Consider the following 16934-nt stretch of genomic DNA (forward strand, 5'->3'; position numbering starts at 1 on the left):
CCTAACTTTCTTACTCCTGGAGGCGGCCATGACAAATGTCATATTAACTTATGACATCTCCCACTACCTATTAATAACCAAAAAAATTAAACTTACGTTGTTTCTTAAATAAAGGAGGCCAAAAATCATGACTTCATTAATTAGTGTTAATCATTTAAACAAAAGCTATGGCAAAAAAGAAATCTTACACGATATTAGTTTCGACATCCCCAACCATCAAATCGTCGCCTTAATTGGTGAAAATGGTGCCGGAAAATCAACTTTGATCAACATCTTGCTTAACTTGGTTTCTGCGAATTCTGGTACTGTCAGTATTTTAGATTCTCAAAAGAACTTCCATGAACATATCGGTGTCATGATGCAACAAAATATTTCCATCACTCGAATCACCGTGAAAGAAATCTTAAAACTAACGCAAAGTTATTACCAACATCCACTACCTTACGAAACTTTAATTAAACTGGCTGACTTAAAGGATTTAGAGAATTCCGAGATGCCCAAATTATCTGGTGGGCAAAAGCGACGATTATCATTTGCCCTAGCAATTGCCGGCAATCCCGATTTATTATTTCTCGATGAACCAACCGCGGGGATGGATAGTCAAAGCCGGACTAAATTTTGGCAAGATATCATGACTATGAAAGACCAACATAAAACAATCTTCGTAACAAGTCACTATTTAGAAGAACTAGAGACCGTTGCTGACCGAATTATGATTTTACAAAATAAATCTATTAGTTTTGACGGTACCCTTGCTGATTTACGTAATTTAGAAGGAGAAAAACTAATTGAATTTGATAGTCAATTGACACCTGAACTTTTCCAAAAATTGCCAGAAGTTATTGTTCTTGAACATATCGGACAACATTATCAACTCACAACGAAGGATGCTGAATCATTGATCCACGAAATAACCCCTTATTTAACTGCCATTACAAACTTGCAGGTGAAACAAAATTCACTCGATTCACTATTTATCAATTTTAATAAAGAAGGTGTTCCACATGAGTAGCTTTATTTATCAAGTTCAAATAAACTTTAAACGTATTATTCTCCGCAACAAGCGTTTCTTTTTCTTTGATGTTGTTCTGCCAATTTTCTTCTATGTTTTATACTCTAAAATATTTGTCGGCAACGCTAACCAAGCTGAGTTGAAAATCTGGCAATTAAACTATCTTATCAGCATGATTATTTACGGTTGCCTATTAGGTTCCACAATCACCGTTGCTAATACCTTACTAGAAGATCAGACCAGTCATTTTGATACACTCTCACGCTTAACGCCTTTACCTAGATGGAAATATTATTTGTCACGTGTGATAATTTTTCTACTATTAAATTTAATTGCCGCTGTCGGTATTTGTATCACTGGAATCTTCATTAACCATTTATCATTGCCAATCAAAACTTGGTCTTTCATCATCCTAGCAACACTTATTGGCACTATTCCGCTTATTCTTATCGGGATTCTTATTTCTCTATCAGGCAATCCCGCAACCGTGAACTTACTAAATAATCTGGTCACCTTTCCTTTGGCAATCCTCAGTGGGCTCTGGATGCCTATGAGTGCCATGCCTACCTGGGTTCAAAGTATTGGTAAATTAACCCCCACTTTCCAATTATCAAAAATTGATAAAGCACTCCTCAATAGTAAAGCAATAGACAATTCGTCAATTATAGGCATTACAATTTGGTTCCTCGTTCTTAGTGTGGGAACCTTACTAGTGATGAAGTATCAGAAAAATCGGGAGTTGACCTTCGCATGAAATTTTTGGAAAAACATATTTTATTTCCTAAAAGATTCGGTATTATCCCCTACTTTTGGGTATTCTCTTTGATAGTATTATCCAGTGAAACTTTAATTAAATATAAGTTTCACTGGATTTTATTTTCGTTATTATTGATTTTTTTGAAATTATACCGTGATGGCTATGTAATAAATCGCTGGCTACCAATTCAAATAACCGGTCAATTACTTATAACGACCTATCTAGTCTACCAATATGGCTTGGGAACCCTCTTTATTTATACGGCTTGGGAGATTGGTTCATTGCCATTCAAAAAGAGTCAATTTTACAAATATACGGCCCTCTATCTAGTTTTCAGTGTCTTTTGTATCATCGGCGATTCAATCTACAATTTTGAGCAATATCAACTCTTCGGAATTATTATCACGATGTTTTTCGCTATTGGATCTCCCTTTGCGGCTCGCTCACTAGGCAACAGCTATCGGCGTTTATATAGTTTAAAGCAAAACAATAAGCGTTTGGAAACTATTATTAAACAACAAGAACGTGAACGAATTGCCAAAGATCTACATGATAATCTTGGTCAATCTTTCTCACTGATTACTCTGAAAGCTGAATTGGCCAATAAATTAATTGATAAAAATCCTAATCAAGCACGACAAGAAATTAAAGATATCGCCGCCGCATCAAGAGAAAACCTCGCCATGGTTCGAAAAATCGTCAGTGATTTGAATCAGAAATCAATTGCTGAAGCCATGATAGAAGAAGAACGCAATTTACATTTGGTTAATATCATGCAAAGTTCGCATAACGAAAAAATTTCAGTTAACTGGCCAATCCCCATTCAAACTGCTTTAGCCGCCATTATTAAAGAGGCCTCGACTAATATTATTCGGTACAGCCAAGCACATATTGCCACTTTTGACTTTGATGAGGATGATGAAAATTACTACCTATCTATTAAAGATGATGGTGTTGGATATCAACAAGGTCAAAAAGACTCCTTTGGTATAACCGGCATGGCCCAACGACTAGCTAGCATTAATGGCACTATTGCCATCGAATCTAATCAAGGTATCGTTTTAAAAACTAAGATTCAAAAGGACAAGTAAAATGACAACAATATTTCTGGCAGAAGATCAAAAACTTTTGAACACAGCCTTAGCAACTTTACTCGGTTTGGAAGATGACCTCGAGGTTATCGGCACCGCTACCAATGGTGAAACTGCTTTAGCATCTATTATCACCAAAAATCCCGACGTGGCTATTCTCGACATCGAAATGCCTGATCTATCCGGATTGGACGTAGCCCAACAAATTCATTTATTGAAACTACCTATTAAAGTCATTATTTTAACAACCTTTGCCAATGCAGAATATTTTGCCCAAGCAGTGGCAGCGAAGGTTAATGGATATCTGTTGAAAGATAATCCAACTGATCAATTGGTCAAAGCAATCCATGAAGTCTTAGATGGGAAAACTATCTTCTCGCCAGAATTAGTTTCAACCATTATCTCGGCTGAACAAAATCCCTTAACAAAGCGCGAGTTAGATGTTCTAAGAGAAATTAAAACCGGAAAAAGTAGTAAGGAGATTGCTAAAGCAGTCTTTTTGTCAGAAGGAACCGTTAGAAATTATATTTCTTCTATTCTTAGTAAGACCGGAACTTCTTCACGAATTGAAGCTTTGAATGTTGCTGAGAAGAATAAATGGATATAACGAGTGGAACAAAACATGTTCAGCTTTCGAGCAGTAATGCGAAAGGCGCCAGTAATCCGATTTTGGATTGCTGGCGCTTTTGGTTTTAAGTGGAAAAATTTATGTTTTGTTTCGCGTTTATGCTGCATGTTTAAAGATAATAATAGTTTTGTCCCAAAATCATTTTTACTTTATTAATCTAATCTTTATTGCCAAAGCTCCATATTGTCGTTCCATTTTTCGAGAATAAATCTCTTGGTTTTCCTTATCAAGTTCATCAATAGACTCATTCTCAGGACTACCAATCACCGTACCAGCATATTTGGTAAATAGTTTTTTAAACGTTGGAAATTGCTCAAGCCCTAATATTTCAGTAATTAAACTTTCTCCAGTTGCCAAGTCGGTAAACTGAATTTTGTCACCAACCTTTAACTGTGAACGCTTTTCATCATTCAGCCTAACTTCAATTGTCTTAGTTCCATTCTTTATTGCCATGAATGGTTGATGATTTAGATGCATATCCATAATATCTTTCACTCTTTTCTTTCCGATTAACCTCTACCTGCTATATATAGTCCTTATTAGTATCAGTCCAAAAACTAGTCGGAAGAACCGAGAAAACTTGACTAGCAGTGAAAGTGGAGTTAGAGCTTTAGCTCTTACTCCACCGGGCGTATTTTGAAATTCGCGCATTTTGCGAAGTTCAAAATCGAGTCTGTAGACCTTGGCTCCAGGCGGTCCGCACAGCTAGTCAAGTTTTCTCGGTTCTGGAGACGGCATATTTAAAAATAAAAATTTACATCTTCCTAAATTCTAATAATTATGTATTATATAGTAGAAACAGAGGGGATATAAATATGGGGTCATGGACCGAATTTCGTAAACAAAACCGCAATTTCTGGAAAAACTTCTGGAAATACGGTCAAATTATTATTTTAATTCAACTGATTATTAACTTCATTTTAGTACCAGTTTTAAATTTTATGGCAAATGGTATTAACTATCTAGGAAATGTTAACTATATTTCTTATAGCAACGCCATGAATTTAATTATGCACAAACCACTGGTCGTTTTGGGACTAATTTTAGTATTGCTCATTTTACTACTGTTAGTCTTCGCTCAATTCACATTAATGTTGGTCAGTTTTCAGGCCATCAAATCTAATGCCAGTCTGAGTTGGTGGGATTATCTCAAAAGTGTTAGTAAAAATCTCTTTGGCTTGCCATTCAAGGCATTCGGATTCTTTTTATTATACTTTTTAATTATTACACCTTTTGGTAGTTTTGGGATGTCTTCAAGTCTCTTAAGCAAAGTCAAAATTCCGCAATTTATTATTGATTGGCTTTTCCAAGAACATCTACCTTTAGGAATACTATTAGTTATTTTATATATCATTATTTTCTACATTGGGCTGCGTTGGCTTTTCGTTTTGCCACTTATGATCTTTGAAAATAAAGATATTAAAGATGCTATCATTCGCAGTTGGCAGATGACTCGTGGGAAAATCCTTTATTATCTAGGAATGTTCTTAATTTTAATTGGAGCCATAACTATTTTTGTCATGGTTTCTACCAGTATCTTTATCGGACTTCAGGCTATAATCGACAATGTATCTTTCCTAAAAGCAATTGACTTTCCTATGGCTGTCGTTAATCTGACAATCATTCAATTGCTAAATTATTGTGTCAGTTTATATGCTTCAGCTATTTCAGTCTTAATTTTACTAAGTCACACGCACACACATTATTTCTACCCTAGAAAAAATCATCGTAGTCACAAATGGTTCTGGGGAATTTTAGGTACTGCTGTCATTGTTTCCTTTGTTGGTTACGATACGCTTTACTTCAACGACTTGCTCTTGACACCGCCTGTCACTATTTCCCATCGTGGTGTTGATGATGGAAATGGCGTTCAAAACACTATCCAATCACTAGAAGCAACGGCCAAGGAAAAGCCGGACTATATTGAAATGGATGTCCAAGAGACAAAGGACCATCAATTTGTTGTTTTCCACGATAACACTCTAAAAGGACTGGCTGGAATCAATAAACGGCCTAGTCAGATGACTCTAAATGAGCTAAAACAAACTCAGATTCATGAGAATGGTAAAACAACTTATATTGCCAGCTTTGATGATTATCTCGCTACTGCTACTCGTTTGAATCAAAAGCTTTTAGTCGAGTTAAAATCCGTCCCTGGTAATAAAAAAGATTTTGTAAAACTCTTTGCTAAAAAGTATCAAAAACAACTGTTGAAGAATAAAGATATGGTTCATTCATTAAGCTACAGTTATATCGAAGAAACCAAAAACTTAATGCCAAAAATCACGACAAGTTATATTTTACCGTTCAATCTCTTCGGGGTTCCATTCACCAACGCTAATGCCTTTACCATGGAATACACGACTTTGAATCAGTCGTTCATCGAAAATGCCCACTTGCAACAAAAGAAAGTCTTTGCATGGACGGCTAACGATGAGGAATCAATGGATCGGATGATTTTCATAGGTGCGGACGGCGTTATAACAGACAATTTGAGTGAATTACAAACGGAAAATGATAATTTATTCAATAACACCAGTTATACTAAACGAATCACCGCATATATCTCACAGATGCAAGATCCATTTGAATAAGACAAAAAACTAGATATTTTTCTGGATAATTTACCCAGGAAAATATCTAGTTTTTTTCGATTCTGTCAGTACCAATTTGCTAAATATATCTAAGTTATTAACCATAAAGCAACGAGACTTTATTCTTGGTTCAATAAACATAAAAATAAAAGATACTCTAGCCGGAAGGAACCAGAAAATTAGGTTGCCGTGAAGGTGGCGTTATAGCTTCAGCCATTACACCACGGGACGACTTTTGAAATTCGCGTACTTTGCGAAGTTCAAAATCGAGATTGGAGACCGCACTTTGGCTCCAATCGGTCCCCACAGCAACCTAATTTTCTGGTTACTGGAGGCGGCAGGCACTACCTAATTAAATCATTGCGCCCCTCTGTATCAACATAATTGAAAACGTCAGCTTTACTAAAAATAGGAGCATCGTTCATTGCAGCCTGTGCCAAAATCGAATTAGCAATCGCAAACTCCAGAATATCTTCAAAAGCCCATTTTTCAATCAATCCTGTTAAAACACCACTGGCAAAGGCATCTCCACTACCGATTCGATCAAGAATAGTTAATTCTTTAGCAGCTGATCGGTAAATTTTATCATGATGAAATAAGAAACCAGCAAAGTATTTCTTACCATCTTGAAAGCTACGTTGACTCCCTGCGAAGAAATTAATTTGATAATCCCGACAGAATTTTTGATACAATTCAGTTTCATCTTTAACTTGATAATCAAGTAAATCAGTTAAATCGCGTTGACTTCCAAAAGCTACATCAACGAAAGGTAAGATTTTTTGATAACGTTTCTTCATCGTTTCATGATTATTATCTTCATTGAGACTCATTCGATAATTGAAATCAAAGCAGACCGTTTTATGACGCTCATGGGCAACTTGGGCCAGTTTTAAAGCGGCTGTTCTTGTTTGACGATTCAAACTCAGAGCAATTCCACAAATATGAACGATATCGACTCCAACTAAAGCTCGTTCAAAATCATAATCATCGGCAGGCATCTGACAAAAGGAACTAGATAAACGATCTTGATAGGTCACACGCTGTGGTCTGGCACCTTGCCCCAATTCGACAAAGAAACTGCCCAAGCTCTTCCCTTTATAAATAATATTTTTGTCAGAAATACCCAATTTCCGTACATCAGCAGCGGCTTTTTTCCCTAATGGATTATCGGGCAAAACCGTCAATAAGGTCGTGTCATATCCGAAATGGGACAAACTACTCAATAAATTGACGCCTGTTCCAACAGTTGACATCATCAGATGGTCATTTTGTTCAAGCATCATCTTTTCTTCGACGGTCAAACGCATCATAACTTCGCCAAAAGCTAATATATTCATATACTAACCTCTAAAATTTCTTGATGATCTCATATAGTTTAGCGACATCTTCTGGTCTAGTATCGCCAGTCGCCTTATCAATAATTGAACTGTAAACGTGCGGAATAATTCGTTTAACACCGGCATCAACGGCAATTTGAACGATTTCTTCAAAGTTTTCTAAGTCAATGCCACCGGTTGGCTCAAGGTCGAAATCATTGGCTGCACAAGCACGGGCAACTTCTTTATATTCATCAATATGTGCTAGACCCTTCATTGGGAAAAACTTGATTGAAGAACCACCCATATCTTTCAATAAAGCAATAGCCGTTTCGATTGCTACTTCTGTTGCGGGTGTTTGACTACTCAATGGTCCAGTTGCTAAGTTAACAAAACCGACACGGCCAGTTGGTGAAACAAGGCCATTGATGATCGTTTTTGATTGGCCCAAGGCTTCTCTTGAAGCACCAACGCCTGTGAAAACTTGATTAACATGTTGTGGTTGAATCGCTTTGGAAACGCGAACTACCATACTACTTTGATTAGGATCACCTGCACCCAAGCCGACTGAAACAGCATTATCAATTTCAGCTTGATATTTTCTCATATCTTCAATAGCCGCTTCATCACTTGGATAATTTTTAGTTAACACGCCTAGTACCACGTGACCTTCAGCCGCATCGTAACAATCGATAGCGTTTTGAACTGAATTTGCCAAAACATTCAAGCAAATTCCATTTGGTAAATAGTTGGGTAGTAAATTCATGTTTATTCTCCTTCAATAATTTCTTTTAGTCTAGAAACAATTTGATACATTTCAACATCATTTACAGCTCTAATATCAAATTCGATAATTCCTTCATTAACTCGATATTCACGGGCATATATCGCTATGTCACCGTTACGTAATTGATTACAAATTTCTTTAGCTGAAAGTTTACCTGTTGGTGTGACTTCAGCTCGAAAAATTTGCCGACCAGCAGCATCTTGAACGACTCTAACTTTCAAATTAGGGACCCCTGCCAAATTGCTAACAAAAGGTTCTAACCGTTGTTTCATGGCTGAACCGGCTTCTGAACCTTCTTTAAGATACTTGGCAATGGCAGCCGTTAACCCAAGAATATTTTCCTTACCGATCTTCATTGCTCGACCAATACCAGCGCCTTGCATGCGTGCCCAACGGATATATTTCTCTTTTCCAAAAATCACACCTGATGCTGGACCCTCAATAGCTTTAGCACCACTGTAAATCACTACGTCGGCATCCATTTCTAAATACTTAACCAAATCTTCTTCAGCTGCGGCATCCAAAATCAACGGTAAATTGTGACGATGGGCTACTTCAATTGCTTCAGGAATAGTTAACATACTCTTTTGAACTGTGTGGTGACTCTTAATATATAAAATAGCGGCAGTTTGTTCAGTAATCTGCATTTCGATATGTTCTGGAGTACACATGTTGGCATAGCCGGCTGGAACCATCCTTGCTCCGGCTACATTCATCATCACTTCCACCGGTGTCCCATAATCAACATCGTGGCCCATTGGTAAAATAACATCGCGCTTAGTAATTCGTTCAGTATATGGGTGGTAAACGTGGTAGCGACTGCCTTGTCCAATTACACCTGCCAATGTTTCAGCAATCCCTGCAGAAGCTGAGTTAACAACTAAAGCATCCTCACTATCAACCAATTTAGCCAAATATTTCCCGGTTTGAATTAATAAATCACTCATCTCAAAAAAGTTTTGAGCACCTTGCTTTTGAGCTTCAACGACTTCATCAGACACTTTAGAAACACCCAAAATGGTCATTTTTCCATCGGCGTTGATGACATGTTTTAGATTATATTTCTCATAAAGATCCATTTTTATCTCCAATCAAGTAAGCTTCCCCACCCACCACACTGTAAATTGGTTCAATCACAATGTTAGTTTGTCGAGTATTTCCATCTGAGTCTTCCAAAGTTTTTGACTTATTTTCGATATTAAAAATTGTTACATCAGCATCCATTCCCGGGGCTAAGGTTCCCTTAGTATCCAAGTGATAATTCTTAGCTGGTACACTGGTAATCATTGGTAAAACTTGTTTGATATCAAAACCTAATACCAGCATTTTTTCGATGCATGTCGCCATATTATAAACAGGACCATTTTCGCGATTACCGTGATAAATATCTGTACTGAGACTTTGGGGATAAATTTGTTGATTGGTTGCGACTGTCGCCGTTTTGAAATTAAAACTTTCAGTTCCGTGGCCGATATCAAAAATAATCCCCTTGGTCAATCCCTTTTGCACAAACGGTTTAATATCACCGTCAACGGTCAAAATACCATTCGTTTTACCATTAAAGCAGTGCGTTATAATGTCACCTGCTTCTAATAAGTCCATAATTTCCGATAATTCAGGCGGATTGGTACCGACATGAACCATCAATGGTAATCTAGGTTTCAGTTTATTTTGAAATTCTTTAGCCACAACGAGCGGTTTAATGCCATTATCAACCACGACTGACTTACTGATTCGAGCTTTCAAACCAATAATAAAATCTGGATAATCGTTCACCGCTTGTTGCATCAGGTCAAACTGCAATTGCTCCATATCGCCCAGTTCATCTTGAGCCAAAATACCCGTTCGCGATATATTGATCATCGCATAGATATTTGTTTTCTTTTCTTGCGTTAGGTCATAAAAATCACCAATATTGTCAGCACCAGTCGAACCAGCATCTATCACGGTTGTAACGCCGTTACGATAGCCAACTAAATCCGGATCATCATAATAAAGCGATAGTTTTTCATAACAATGAACATGATCATCAATCCAACCAGCTGAAACATAAGATAAGCCCTGCAAATTAATAACTGAATCAGCTTCAATATTTTCCAACTGTGGTGCGATACGGCTAATTTTTCCATTTTCAATCAGCAACTCTAAAGGCTGGTCGTTAATATCTTTCCCATTTTTAATGTAGAGACTATTCAAATGAAATCATCTCCTAAAACGGAATTTATCCCATGGGCCAATGTAATCCAAAAGGAACAATTCATCTGCTGAAATTTCGGCGACCTTATTTTTGCGCAAATCAGAATGGTCTTCTAAAACAATCTGCAATTCATTCTTATATTTACCAAATTCGTCATTACCAATTACTACATCACCACGTTTAAAGGTGTGAGTAGCTGAATTAACAGGATTCTCATCAGCTTTATACTTCTTACGAACCTCCGTTGAACGAATAACCAAATCAGTAATATCACCACGTCTAACATGTTGGTTATCTAGTAAAATTTCTCGTTCTAATTGCGTAATTTCCGTAGCTAAACTGACGCCAAAGACCATTTGGTAACGATTCAAATCGCCAAGACGACGTAATTCATCTTCTGAAGCGTAAGCATTCCCGATAATCACACAATCAATCAAGTTTGTTGCAAAAAGATGCTTCGCTTGAATATCGAGTGGTAGGTCACGATGCATTTCCAAAGTTGGTAATCCATCATTGATATCCCATGGTCCCATCGTACCTGCCTGTGAAGTAACGAACGCTGCCGTTTCAATTCCTTGTTCTTTAAAACGCATTGAAGAATTAACAAAGAAATCAAGTGGCAACCCAGTACCTCGTTGGGGATAAAAATTATGACAACCATAAATGAAGGGACGATTGGCCGCATAACTCAAAATATTATCAAGATAGGCCACATCATTACTCATATTTAATTCAATATTCAAAGCTTGGGGATTAAAGGATAAGAGAGCTTCTTTTTGACCATCAAAACCTTGATCTAAACGAATCGCATCGGCACCTAATTCACTGAAAAAATCTAAATCATCATAAGAAATCCCCAGTTGATCGAAGATATTAGGGGCAATATCTAACGTTGTCGAAAACCCTAACCTTTAGCAAATTTAATTAAGTCAGTAAACTTTTGGGCAACTTTTTCTTTACCCTCTGAAACTTCTAACATACTCATAAAAATTCTGGTGAATCCATATTGACTAGCAAGTACCAGGTAACGCTTATCTTCATTCACATCACTGTGATCTGGGTAAAGTGAAATACCTAACGTCCTCTTGGTCATATTTTTTTACCTCTTTCCATTTTCTGGAACTCTTTCATGTAGTAATTTGAAATTACGATTGATAGATAGATTGTGCTGAGGATAACTAAAATTACGGCAAACTTTAGATAAAAACTAACAATCGCCGTTATTAAAATAATCAACAACGATGTTAAAATTAGTTTTCCCGCTCGAAGATTTTTTAAAAATTTAGGAATAAAACCTTTTTGGACCAGAATTTGACAGGCGATAAAATAAATAGCTAAAAATAGCAGAAACATTTTGACACCTATTCCTTTTCTAATTGTTGTTTTTCAAAAAGTTTGAAGAATGGATAGTAAATCGCCAAATCGATTAAGTAGTTAACAAAAACTAAAATCATTGCGGCGATACTCCAGTTGGTACTACTAAAGGCTCCCAGTGGACTTGGAACAGTGAATGGTAAACGAGCCATCATCATTGGAACGACACCCCAGATAGTCATGAAGTAAGATAAGGTTCCGGTAACTAATGGAGCCACGATAAATGGAATACCTAAAATTGGATTCATCACAATCGGAGCACCGAAAATAATTGGTTCGTTGATGTTGAAGAGTCCTGGTAAGATAGCCAGTTTTCCTAAATCTTTCAAGTAAGCTGACTTAGAGAACATGAACAATGTAACTAAGGCCAAAGTACCACCGGCACCACCGATCCAAAGGAACCATTGTAGGAACTGTTCAGTGAAAATAGTTGAAAGTTGATGCGCACTAGTCCCACCAGCAAATTCACTCATATTTTGAGCAATCGACATTTCCCAGAATGGACGTGTAATTGGTGCCATAATAGCTGCCCCGTGAATACCTAATGTCCAAAAACCAGTGATCAAGAAGATTGTTAATAATCCACCGAAAAGACTGTTACCTACTAAGATTCCCTTCAATGGCATCAAAATCATGCTCAAGAATGTTGAAATGTTGAAGTTTAAAACGTAACGGATAAACCAGAAGAAGATTAAGATAAACGCTGCCGGAATCAAGGCAACAAATGAATTGGAAACTTCTGGTGGAACCCCTTGAGGCATCTTGATAGTGATATTTTTTTCCTTGAAGAAACGGAATATTTCAACGGATAAAAGTCCGCAGATGATTGAAGCAAATAGCGATGAAGCACTCAGATTGGCAATGTCGATATAACGCCCGGCAGCAATCACACCTTTGACATCTTCAGTAACTCGAATTGGTGCAGCTGTGGAAACGAAGAAAGCTAAAACTGCTAAAACTCCATTACTTAATTTATCTAATTTGTAACTTTCAGCTAGTGACGATGCGATACCAAAAGTTGCGTATAAGGCCAAAATACCAACGGTATAACGAAATGGCACATCAAGAATTTCCTTATATGGCAACAATGCATCAGCCCATGCTTGAATTGGGGGGTTATTGATCAAAGTGAAAAATGAACCAACGATGGTCAGTGGCAAAGTTGAAATAACTCCCTTTCTAATGGCCGTCATATGTCGTTGCGTTCCTACTTTGTTAGCAACAGGCAAAATTTTGGCGTTCAAAAAATTAATAAAATTATCCATGTAGTAGTACCCTCCTTTTTTCGAAATCATCATAACATTATAACGTTATGATGTAAACGCTTAAATAAAAGCCAGCTAGATTTCATATTCAATTTTATATGGCATTTTATCACTATCGTATATAGATTCAGTATATTCAATCAAGTTGCCTTTATTATCAAAACCACGGCGAATTCTCTTCAAAGCTAAGTTATCAGTTTTAGCTAAGAGTTTTTTATCGTCGTCATTTAAATTGATGGCACTAAACTCATCTTTAAAACTATTAATTTCCTGACCACTGTCCCTAAGAAACTTGTACAAAGATTGATTTTTCAAATCCTGTATTCCCTTGGGTGCTTCAACATTGGGCAAATAATGGTTCACAATAATAAACGGCTTATTATCCAAAGAATATAAGCGTTTGATATAAACAATCTTTTGATTTCCAAATTCAGCGGCTATCGGAGTATCCTTAGCAGCAACATTAGTAACTTCAAGCACCTGTTTCGTTAATTGATCATTCTCACGAACAATTGTCGAATAGGACTTAGCTTTGGAAAGTTTATTGAACAGGTGATTGCTGACAACTCGTGTTCCAATTCCACTTTTCTTCTTCAAATAACCTTCAGCAACTAGTTGTTCAACGGCTTTTCGAACCGTGATTTTACTGACGGAATATTTTTTTTCAAGGTCATTTTCAGTGGGGATTAGGCTATCTAATTCATAAACGCCGGATAGGATATTTTTCTTAATATCGTCCGCTACTTTTTGATACAAAATTTCTACAACCATAAGCGAATTCTCCATTTAATTTAGTTATAACGTATAATGTCGTCTCCAGAGTCGGACAGTGGTCACTGGCAGTGCGGAACGGCCCGAGCCAAGGTCTCGGGCCTCGGTTGAAGCCTTGCAAGTTCGGCAAGTCTTCAACTCGCCCGGTGCTGTAAGAACGACAAAACCAGTCGTCCTAACACCACTTTCACTGCCAGTAACCACTGTCCGACTCTTCCGACTAGTTCTTTATTAATTTAAGAACATCTTGATAATTCAAATATTTTTAACAATTTTGACTCTATCTCTATAAGACTTTATAGAAATTTATCAAACTAATTTGAAGTCAGGCTAGTCATTTTTAGAAAACTTAAAAATAATAATTTAATCAAGCCATACGTTATTTATATATATTATAGTATTACTTATATTAACAGAATTGGTTATTTATGTAAGCGAATAACAAAAAATTAAACAAAAAGACGTGAATCAATAATTAAAATGAATTCACGTCTTTTTGCTTAATTTTTAACTAGACCACTTAGGTTATTTTACTTTGATTTTCTTTTACGGAGAGCTGCGTTCATTTTTTTCGTATTTATTACATCGGCAAAATATAGCATCACCCACACGATTACATATACTATTCCAACTGTAATTATAAATGACGGAACCTGACTTGTTTCAAGGTGCTTCATCCACCCTCCAAAATAAGCCATTGCTCCGACAATCAACACCGTAAAACAAAAATGAATCAGTAATCTTAATGGGAAATTCAACCACTCTTTTTCAAAGATCATCGACACTAATCCAATTAGACCACTGAAGAAAAATAATGATAAAACTGCTTGGGGTTGCACCAGCATACCTCCGCTGAACAGTAAGATAGCCAGGAAACTAAATGATCCCAATAATACTCCAATTGCAAAATATTTAATTACTTTAGCCATAATTCACACCTCACATCCCCAACTGTTTTTTCAAATCACTTAAATATTTACGACTAACGCTAAACTTCAAATCATCAGTTAAAAAAGCTGTCATATTGCCTGAAAAGGCTGCTTCTAATGAATCCAAATGGTTTAAATTGATAACAGTATTTTTAGAGATTTGAACAAAGTTACCGTCATTGATTCGTTCAGCCATTTTCTTTAATTGTCCACGCAATTGATAATTTCTTTCGTGTGTATAAATCGTCAATTCGTTGTCCAACACTTCAATCGCAATAATCTGGTCAATTTGAACCATAACTACCCGATCATCTACTGACAAAGGCACTGCTGAAAATTTGGCATTCAACTCTTCCAATTTTCGCATTAATTCTTGGACTTCATCAGAAAAATTAGCTGCCTTAATTGTGACATCAATTTCATGTTTAGGAATTTTATCATCTTGATTGAAGTTTATTTTCATATTTAAGTCCCCTTAAAATCACACTTTACTAATAACTACCCGTCGACTGAAATTGGAAATCAAAATGGCAAGTAGACTAATTACTACAGCAAATCCGGCAATTATCAAAACATCTTGTTGAATCGTTAACACCTGACTACCAAATTTAACGCTAATACCCATTGTCTCCTTAAATTCAGTACTGATGGCAGTGGGTAAATTTTTAAACGACTGGTGTAACTGTGATTTCATCAAAACATCACGATACATGGCCGTGTTATACAGAGCTGGTGTATATTTCATAACTTCTTGAACAGCTTTTGGTAGAACACCGATTGGCATATAAACGCCAGCCAAGAAACCCGATGCAGTTCCAACAATGGTTCCGACCTTACCTAAAGTATCAACTTTTTTAACAAATGATAACAGTAATAAGTTAAAAAGTGTCCAAATAAAACTACTTAAAATGGCGATCCCTACAACTTGAGGCAAAATTGCAATACTTAGATTGCTTTTGTCTACTATCATAAAGTAGACTCCCATCATCAAATACATAACTAACTGCATAATGACACCAACAATCATAGCTGTAATTAAATACGAAAACTGAATTCCTAGAAAACTAACATCAGTTAAACTAAGATCCGCCAAAACATTACTTTCTCGATCTTGAACCATCAAACTTAAACTGCTCAAAGTTGTCGTAATAGCGGTAACGGTCATCGTTCCACCAATCAACCAAGAATCAAGCAATAATTTAGTATCGGGAACACTATTCCAACTTTGAATCATATTTTGACTTAAAAAAATTAAGTATAAAACAAACGAAATCATCGCTCCCATTAAGGAGAAGAAAATTCCACTTTTGTCAGAAAAATAAATTTTGAGATTGCGAGTAATTAAACCTTTCATAATTAACGAATCTCCTTTCCCGTTAAATTCATAAACACATCATCCATCGTGCCGGGGCGATATTCGAAATCATTAATATCTGCAGCTTGTTCAGATAAAATTTTGATTGCTTCATCCTTATTAGCTAATTCCATCATTTTCGTTTCACCCGTAGTGTAAGTTAGTTGCAAAATATTTTTCGTATATTTCTTTTGTAAGCCCGCTACCGTATCTTCAGCAATCAATTTTCCTTGATCAATGATGTAAATATAATCGGCGTTTTGTGATTCTTCCAAATAATGCGTCGTAAAAACAATTGTTAAACCAGTTTCTTTACGTAATTGATCCAAAATCTCCCAAATTTTCGTTCTCGTTTGAATATCCAAACCTGTCGATGGTTCATCTAAAAACAATAGTTTGGGACCACTGATCAAAGCACGAGCTATATCTACACGACGCTTTTGTCCACCAGAAAGACTGGCATATTTTTGTTTCCAAATACTATTTAACTCAAATTTATCGACCAGAGCTTGGACATTGCCTGATTGAGAATACATCTTGGCGCGCAACATAACATTATCTTTAACCGTTAACTTGCTATCCAAAACGCTATTTTGAAAAACGACACCAATTTTCGAACGATAATTCCGAATATTGGTGCTATTTTCTCCAAAAATAATTTGACCGCTCGTTGGCTGAAGTACGCCAATCAACATATTAATCGTCGTCGATTTACCGGCTCCATTCGGACCTAGCAAGGCCACCATCTTACCTTGGTTAATTGTTAAAGAAATTCTATCGACGGCTGTGTGATTACCGAATTTTTTAGTTAAGGCTGTTGTCTGTAATAATTTCATAAAGGTCAGCTCCTTTTAATTTA

At 36.5% G+C, this 16934-nt stretch carries 16 protein-coding genes and 1 pseudogene; 5 read left to right on the plus strand and 12 right to left on the minus strand.

Annotated elements, in window-relative coordinates; translation table 11 throughout:
* The first annotated feature begins 127 nt into the window (after nucleotides 1-127).
* From D1B17_RS11645 to D1B17_RS11660, 4 genes are all read left to right on the plus strand, one after another.
* Nucleotides 128-1012 carry an ABC transporter ATP-binding protein gene (locus D1B17_RS11645; protein ID WP_120141555.1) on the plus strand — a complete coding sequence of 295 codons (885 nt, stop codon included), beginning with the start codon at nucleotides 128-130 and terminating at the stop codon, nucleotides 1010-1012.
* Nucleotides 1005-1766 (plus strand): ABC transporter permease, encoded by a 762-nt coding sequence (locus D1B17_RS11650; protein ID WP_120141553.1) that lies wholly within the window; start codon nucleotides 1005-1007, stop codon nucleotides 1764-1766. The genes D1B17_RS11645 and D1B17_RS11650 overlap by 8 nt, the downstream gene beginning before the upstream one ends.
* A 143-nt stretch (nucleotides 1767-1909) precedes the next feature.
* Nucleotides 1910-2860, plus strand: a complete 951-nt coding sequence (locus D1B17_RS11655) for a sensor histidine kinase (protein ID WP_166806683.1) — start codon at nucleotides 1910-1912, stop codon at nucleotides 2858-2860.
* Between the two features lies 1 nt (nucleotide 2861).
* Nucleotides 2862-3467 carry a response regulator transcription factor gene (locus tag D1B17_RS11660; RefSeq protein ID WP_120141547.1) on the plus strand — a complete coding sequence of 202 codons (606 nt, stop codon included), beginning with the start codon at nucleotides 2862-2864 and terminating at the stop codon, nucleotides 3465-3467.
* Nucleotides 3468-3632: 165 nt separating this feature from the next.
* Here D1B17_RS11660 and D1B17_RS11665 read toward each other — a convergent pair whose 3' ends face one another.
* Nucleotides 3633-3983 carry an ASCH domain-containing protein gene (locus tag D1B17_RS11665; protein WP_137432131.1) on the minus strand — a complete coding sequence of 117 codons (351 nt, stop codon included), beginning with the start codon at nucleotides 3981-3983 and terminating at the stop codon, nucleotides 3633-3635.
* A 320-nt stretch (nucleotides 3984-4303) separates the two neighbouring features.
* Between D1B17_RS11665 and D1B17_RS11670 the strand changes: the two genes are divergently transcribed.
* On the plus strand, nucleotides 4304-6082 hold the full coding sequence (locus D1B17_RS11670; RefSeq protein WP_120141542.1) for a glycerophosphoryl diester phosphodiesterase membrane domain-containing protein: 1779 nt from the start codon (nucleotides 4304-4306) through the stop codon (nucleotides 6080-6082).
* A 344-nt stretch (nucleotides 6083-6426) separates the two neighbouring features.
* Here D1B17_RS11670 and D1B17_RS11675 read toward each other — a convergent pair whose 3' ends face one another.
* The 11 genes and pseudogenes from D1B17_RS11675 to D1B17_RS11725 all read right to left on the minus strand — a co-directional run bounded on the left by D1B17_RS11675 (nucleotide 6427) and on the right by D1B17_RS11725 (nucleotide 16911).
* A complete protein-coding gene (locus D1B17_RS11675) occupies nucleotides 6427-7419 on the minus strand; it encodes a sugar kinase (RefSeq protein ID WP_120141539.1) in 993 nt (330 codons plus the stop codon).
* A gap of 10 nt (nucleotides 7420-7429) precedes the next feature.
* Complete coding sequence (gene dagF / locus D1B17_RS11680; protein WP_120141537.1) at nucleotides 7430-8164, minus strand: 2-dehydro-3-deoxy-phosphogluconate aldolase; 735 nt, start codon at nucleotides 8162-8164, stop codon at nucleotides 7430-7432.
* 2 nt (nucleotides 8165-8166) lie between these two features.
* Nucleotides 8167-9264, minus strand: a complete 1098-nt coding sequence (locus tag D1B17_RS11685; protein WP_120141535.1) for a DgaE family pyridoxal phosphate-dependent ammonia lyase — start codon at nucleotides 9262-9264, stop codon at nucleotides 8167-8169.
* Entirely contained in the window at nucleotides 9251-10381 is a 1131-nt protein-coding gene (locus tag D1B17_RS11690) for an amidohydrolase/deacetylase family metallohydrolase (protein ID WP_120141533.1), read from the minus strand. The genes D1B17_RS11685 and D1B17_RS11690 overlap by 14 nt, the downstream gene beginning before the upstream one ends.
* A gap of 6 nt (nucleotides 10382-10387) precedes the next feature.
* Nucleotides 10388-11475: pseudogene (locus D1B17_RS11695) on the minus strand (DUF871 domain-containing protein).
* 268 nt (nucleotides 11476-11743) lie between these two features.
* Nucleotides 11744-13021 (minus strand): PTS sugar transporter subunit IIC, encoded by a 1278-nt coding sequence (locus D1B17_RS11700; RefSeq protein WP_120141529.1) that lies wholly within the window; start codon nucleotides 13019-13021, stop codon nucleotides 11744-11746.
* A 75-nt stretch (nucleotides 13022-13096) separates the two neighbouring features.
* Nucleotides 13097-13792: a GntR family transcriptional regulator gene (locus D1B17_RS11705; RefSeq protein WP_120141527.1), complete on the minus strand. Its 696-nt coding sequence runs from the start codon at nucleotides 13790-13792 to the stop codon at nucleotides 13097-13099.
* Nucleotides 13793-14322: 530 nt separating this feature from the next.
* Complete coding sequence (locus tag D1B17_RS11710) at nucleotides 14323-14721, minus strand: DUF3021 domain-containing protein (protein ID WP_120141525.1); 399 nt, start codon at nucleotides 14719-14721, stop codon at nucleotides 14323-14325.
* A gap of 10 nt (nucleotides 14722-14731) precedes the next feature.
* The gene (locus D1B17_RS11715) at nucleotides 14732-15184 is read right to left on the minus strand and encodes a LytTR family DNA-binding domain-containing protein (protein WP_120141523.1); all 453 of its coding nucleotides are present in this window, start codon (nucleotides 15182-15184) and stop codon (nucleotides 14732-14734) included.
* Between the two features lie 18 nt (nucleotides 15185-15202).
* Nucleotides 15203-16075 carry an ABC transporter permease gene (locus D1B17_RS11720; protein WP_120141521.1) on the minus strand — a complete coding sequence of 291 codons (873 nt, stop codon included), beginning with the start codon at nucleotides 16073-16075 and terminating at the stop codon, nucleotides 15203-15205.
* Nucleotides 16076-16077: 2 nt separating this feature from the next.
* Nucleotides 16078-16911, minus strand: coding sequence for an ABC transporter ATP-binding protein (locus D1B17_RS11725; protein WP_120141518.1), 834 nt, complete (start codon nucleotides 16909-16911; stop codon nucleotides 16078-16080).
* Nucleotides 16912-16934 lie beyond the last annotated feature (23 nt).

The sequence above is a fragment of the Companilactobacillus zhachilii genome (assembly GCF_003606365.2).
Lineage (GTDB): Bacteria > Bacillota > Bacilli > Lactobacillales > Lactobacillaceae > Companilactobacillus > Companilactobacillus zhachilii.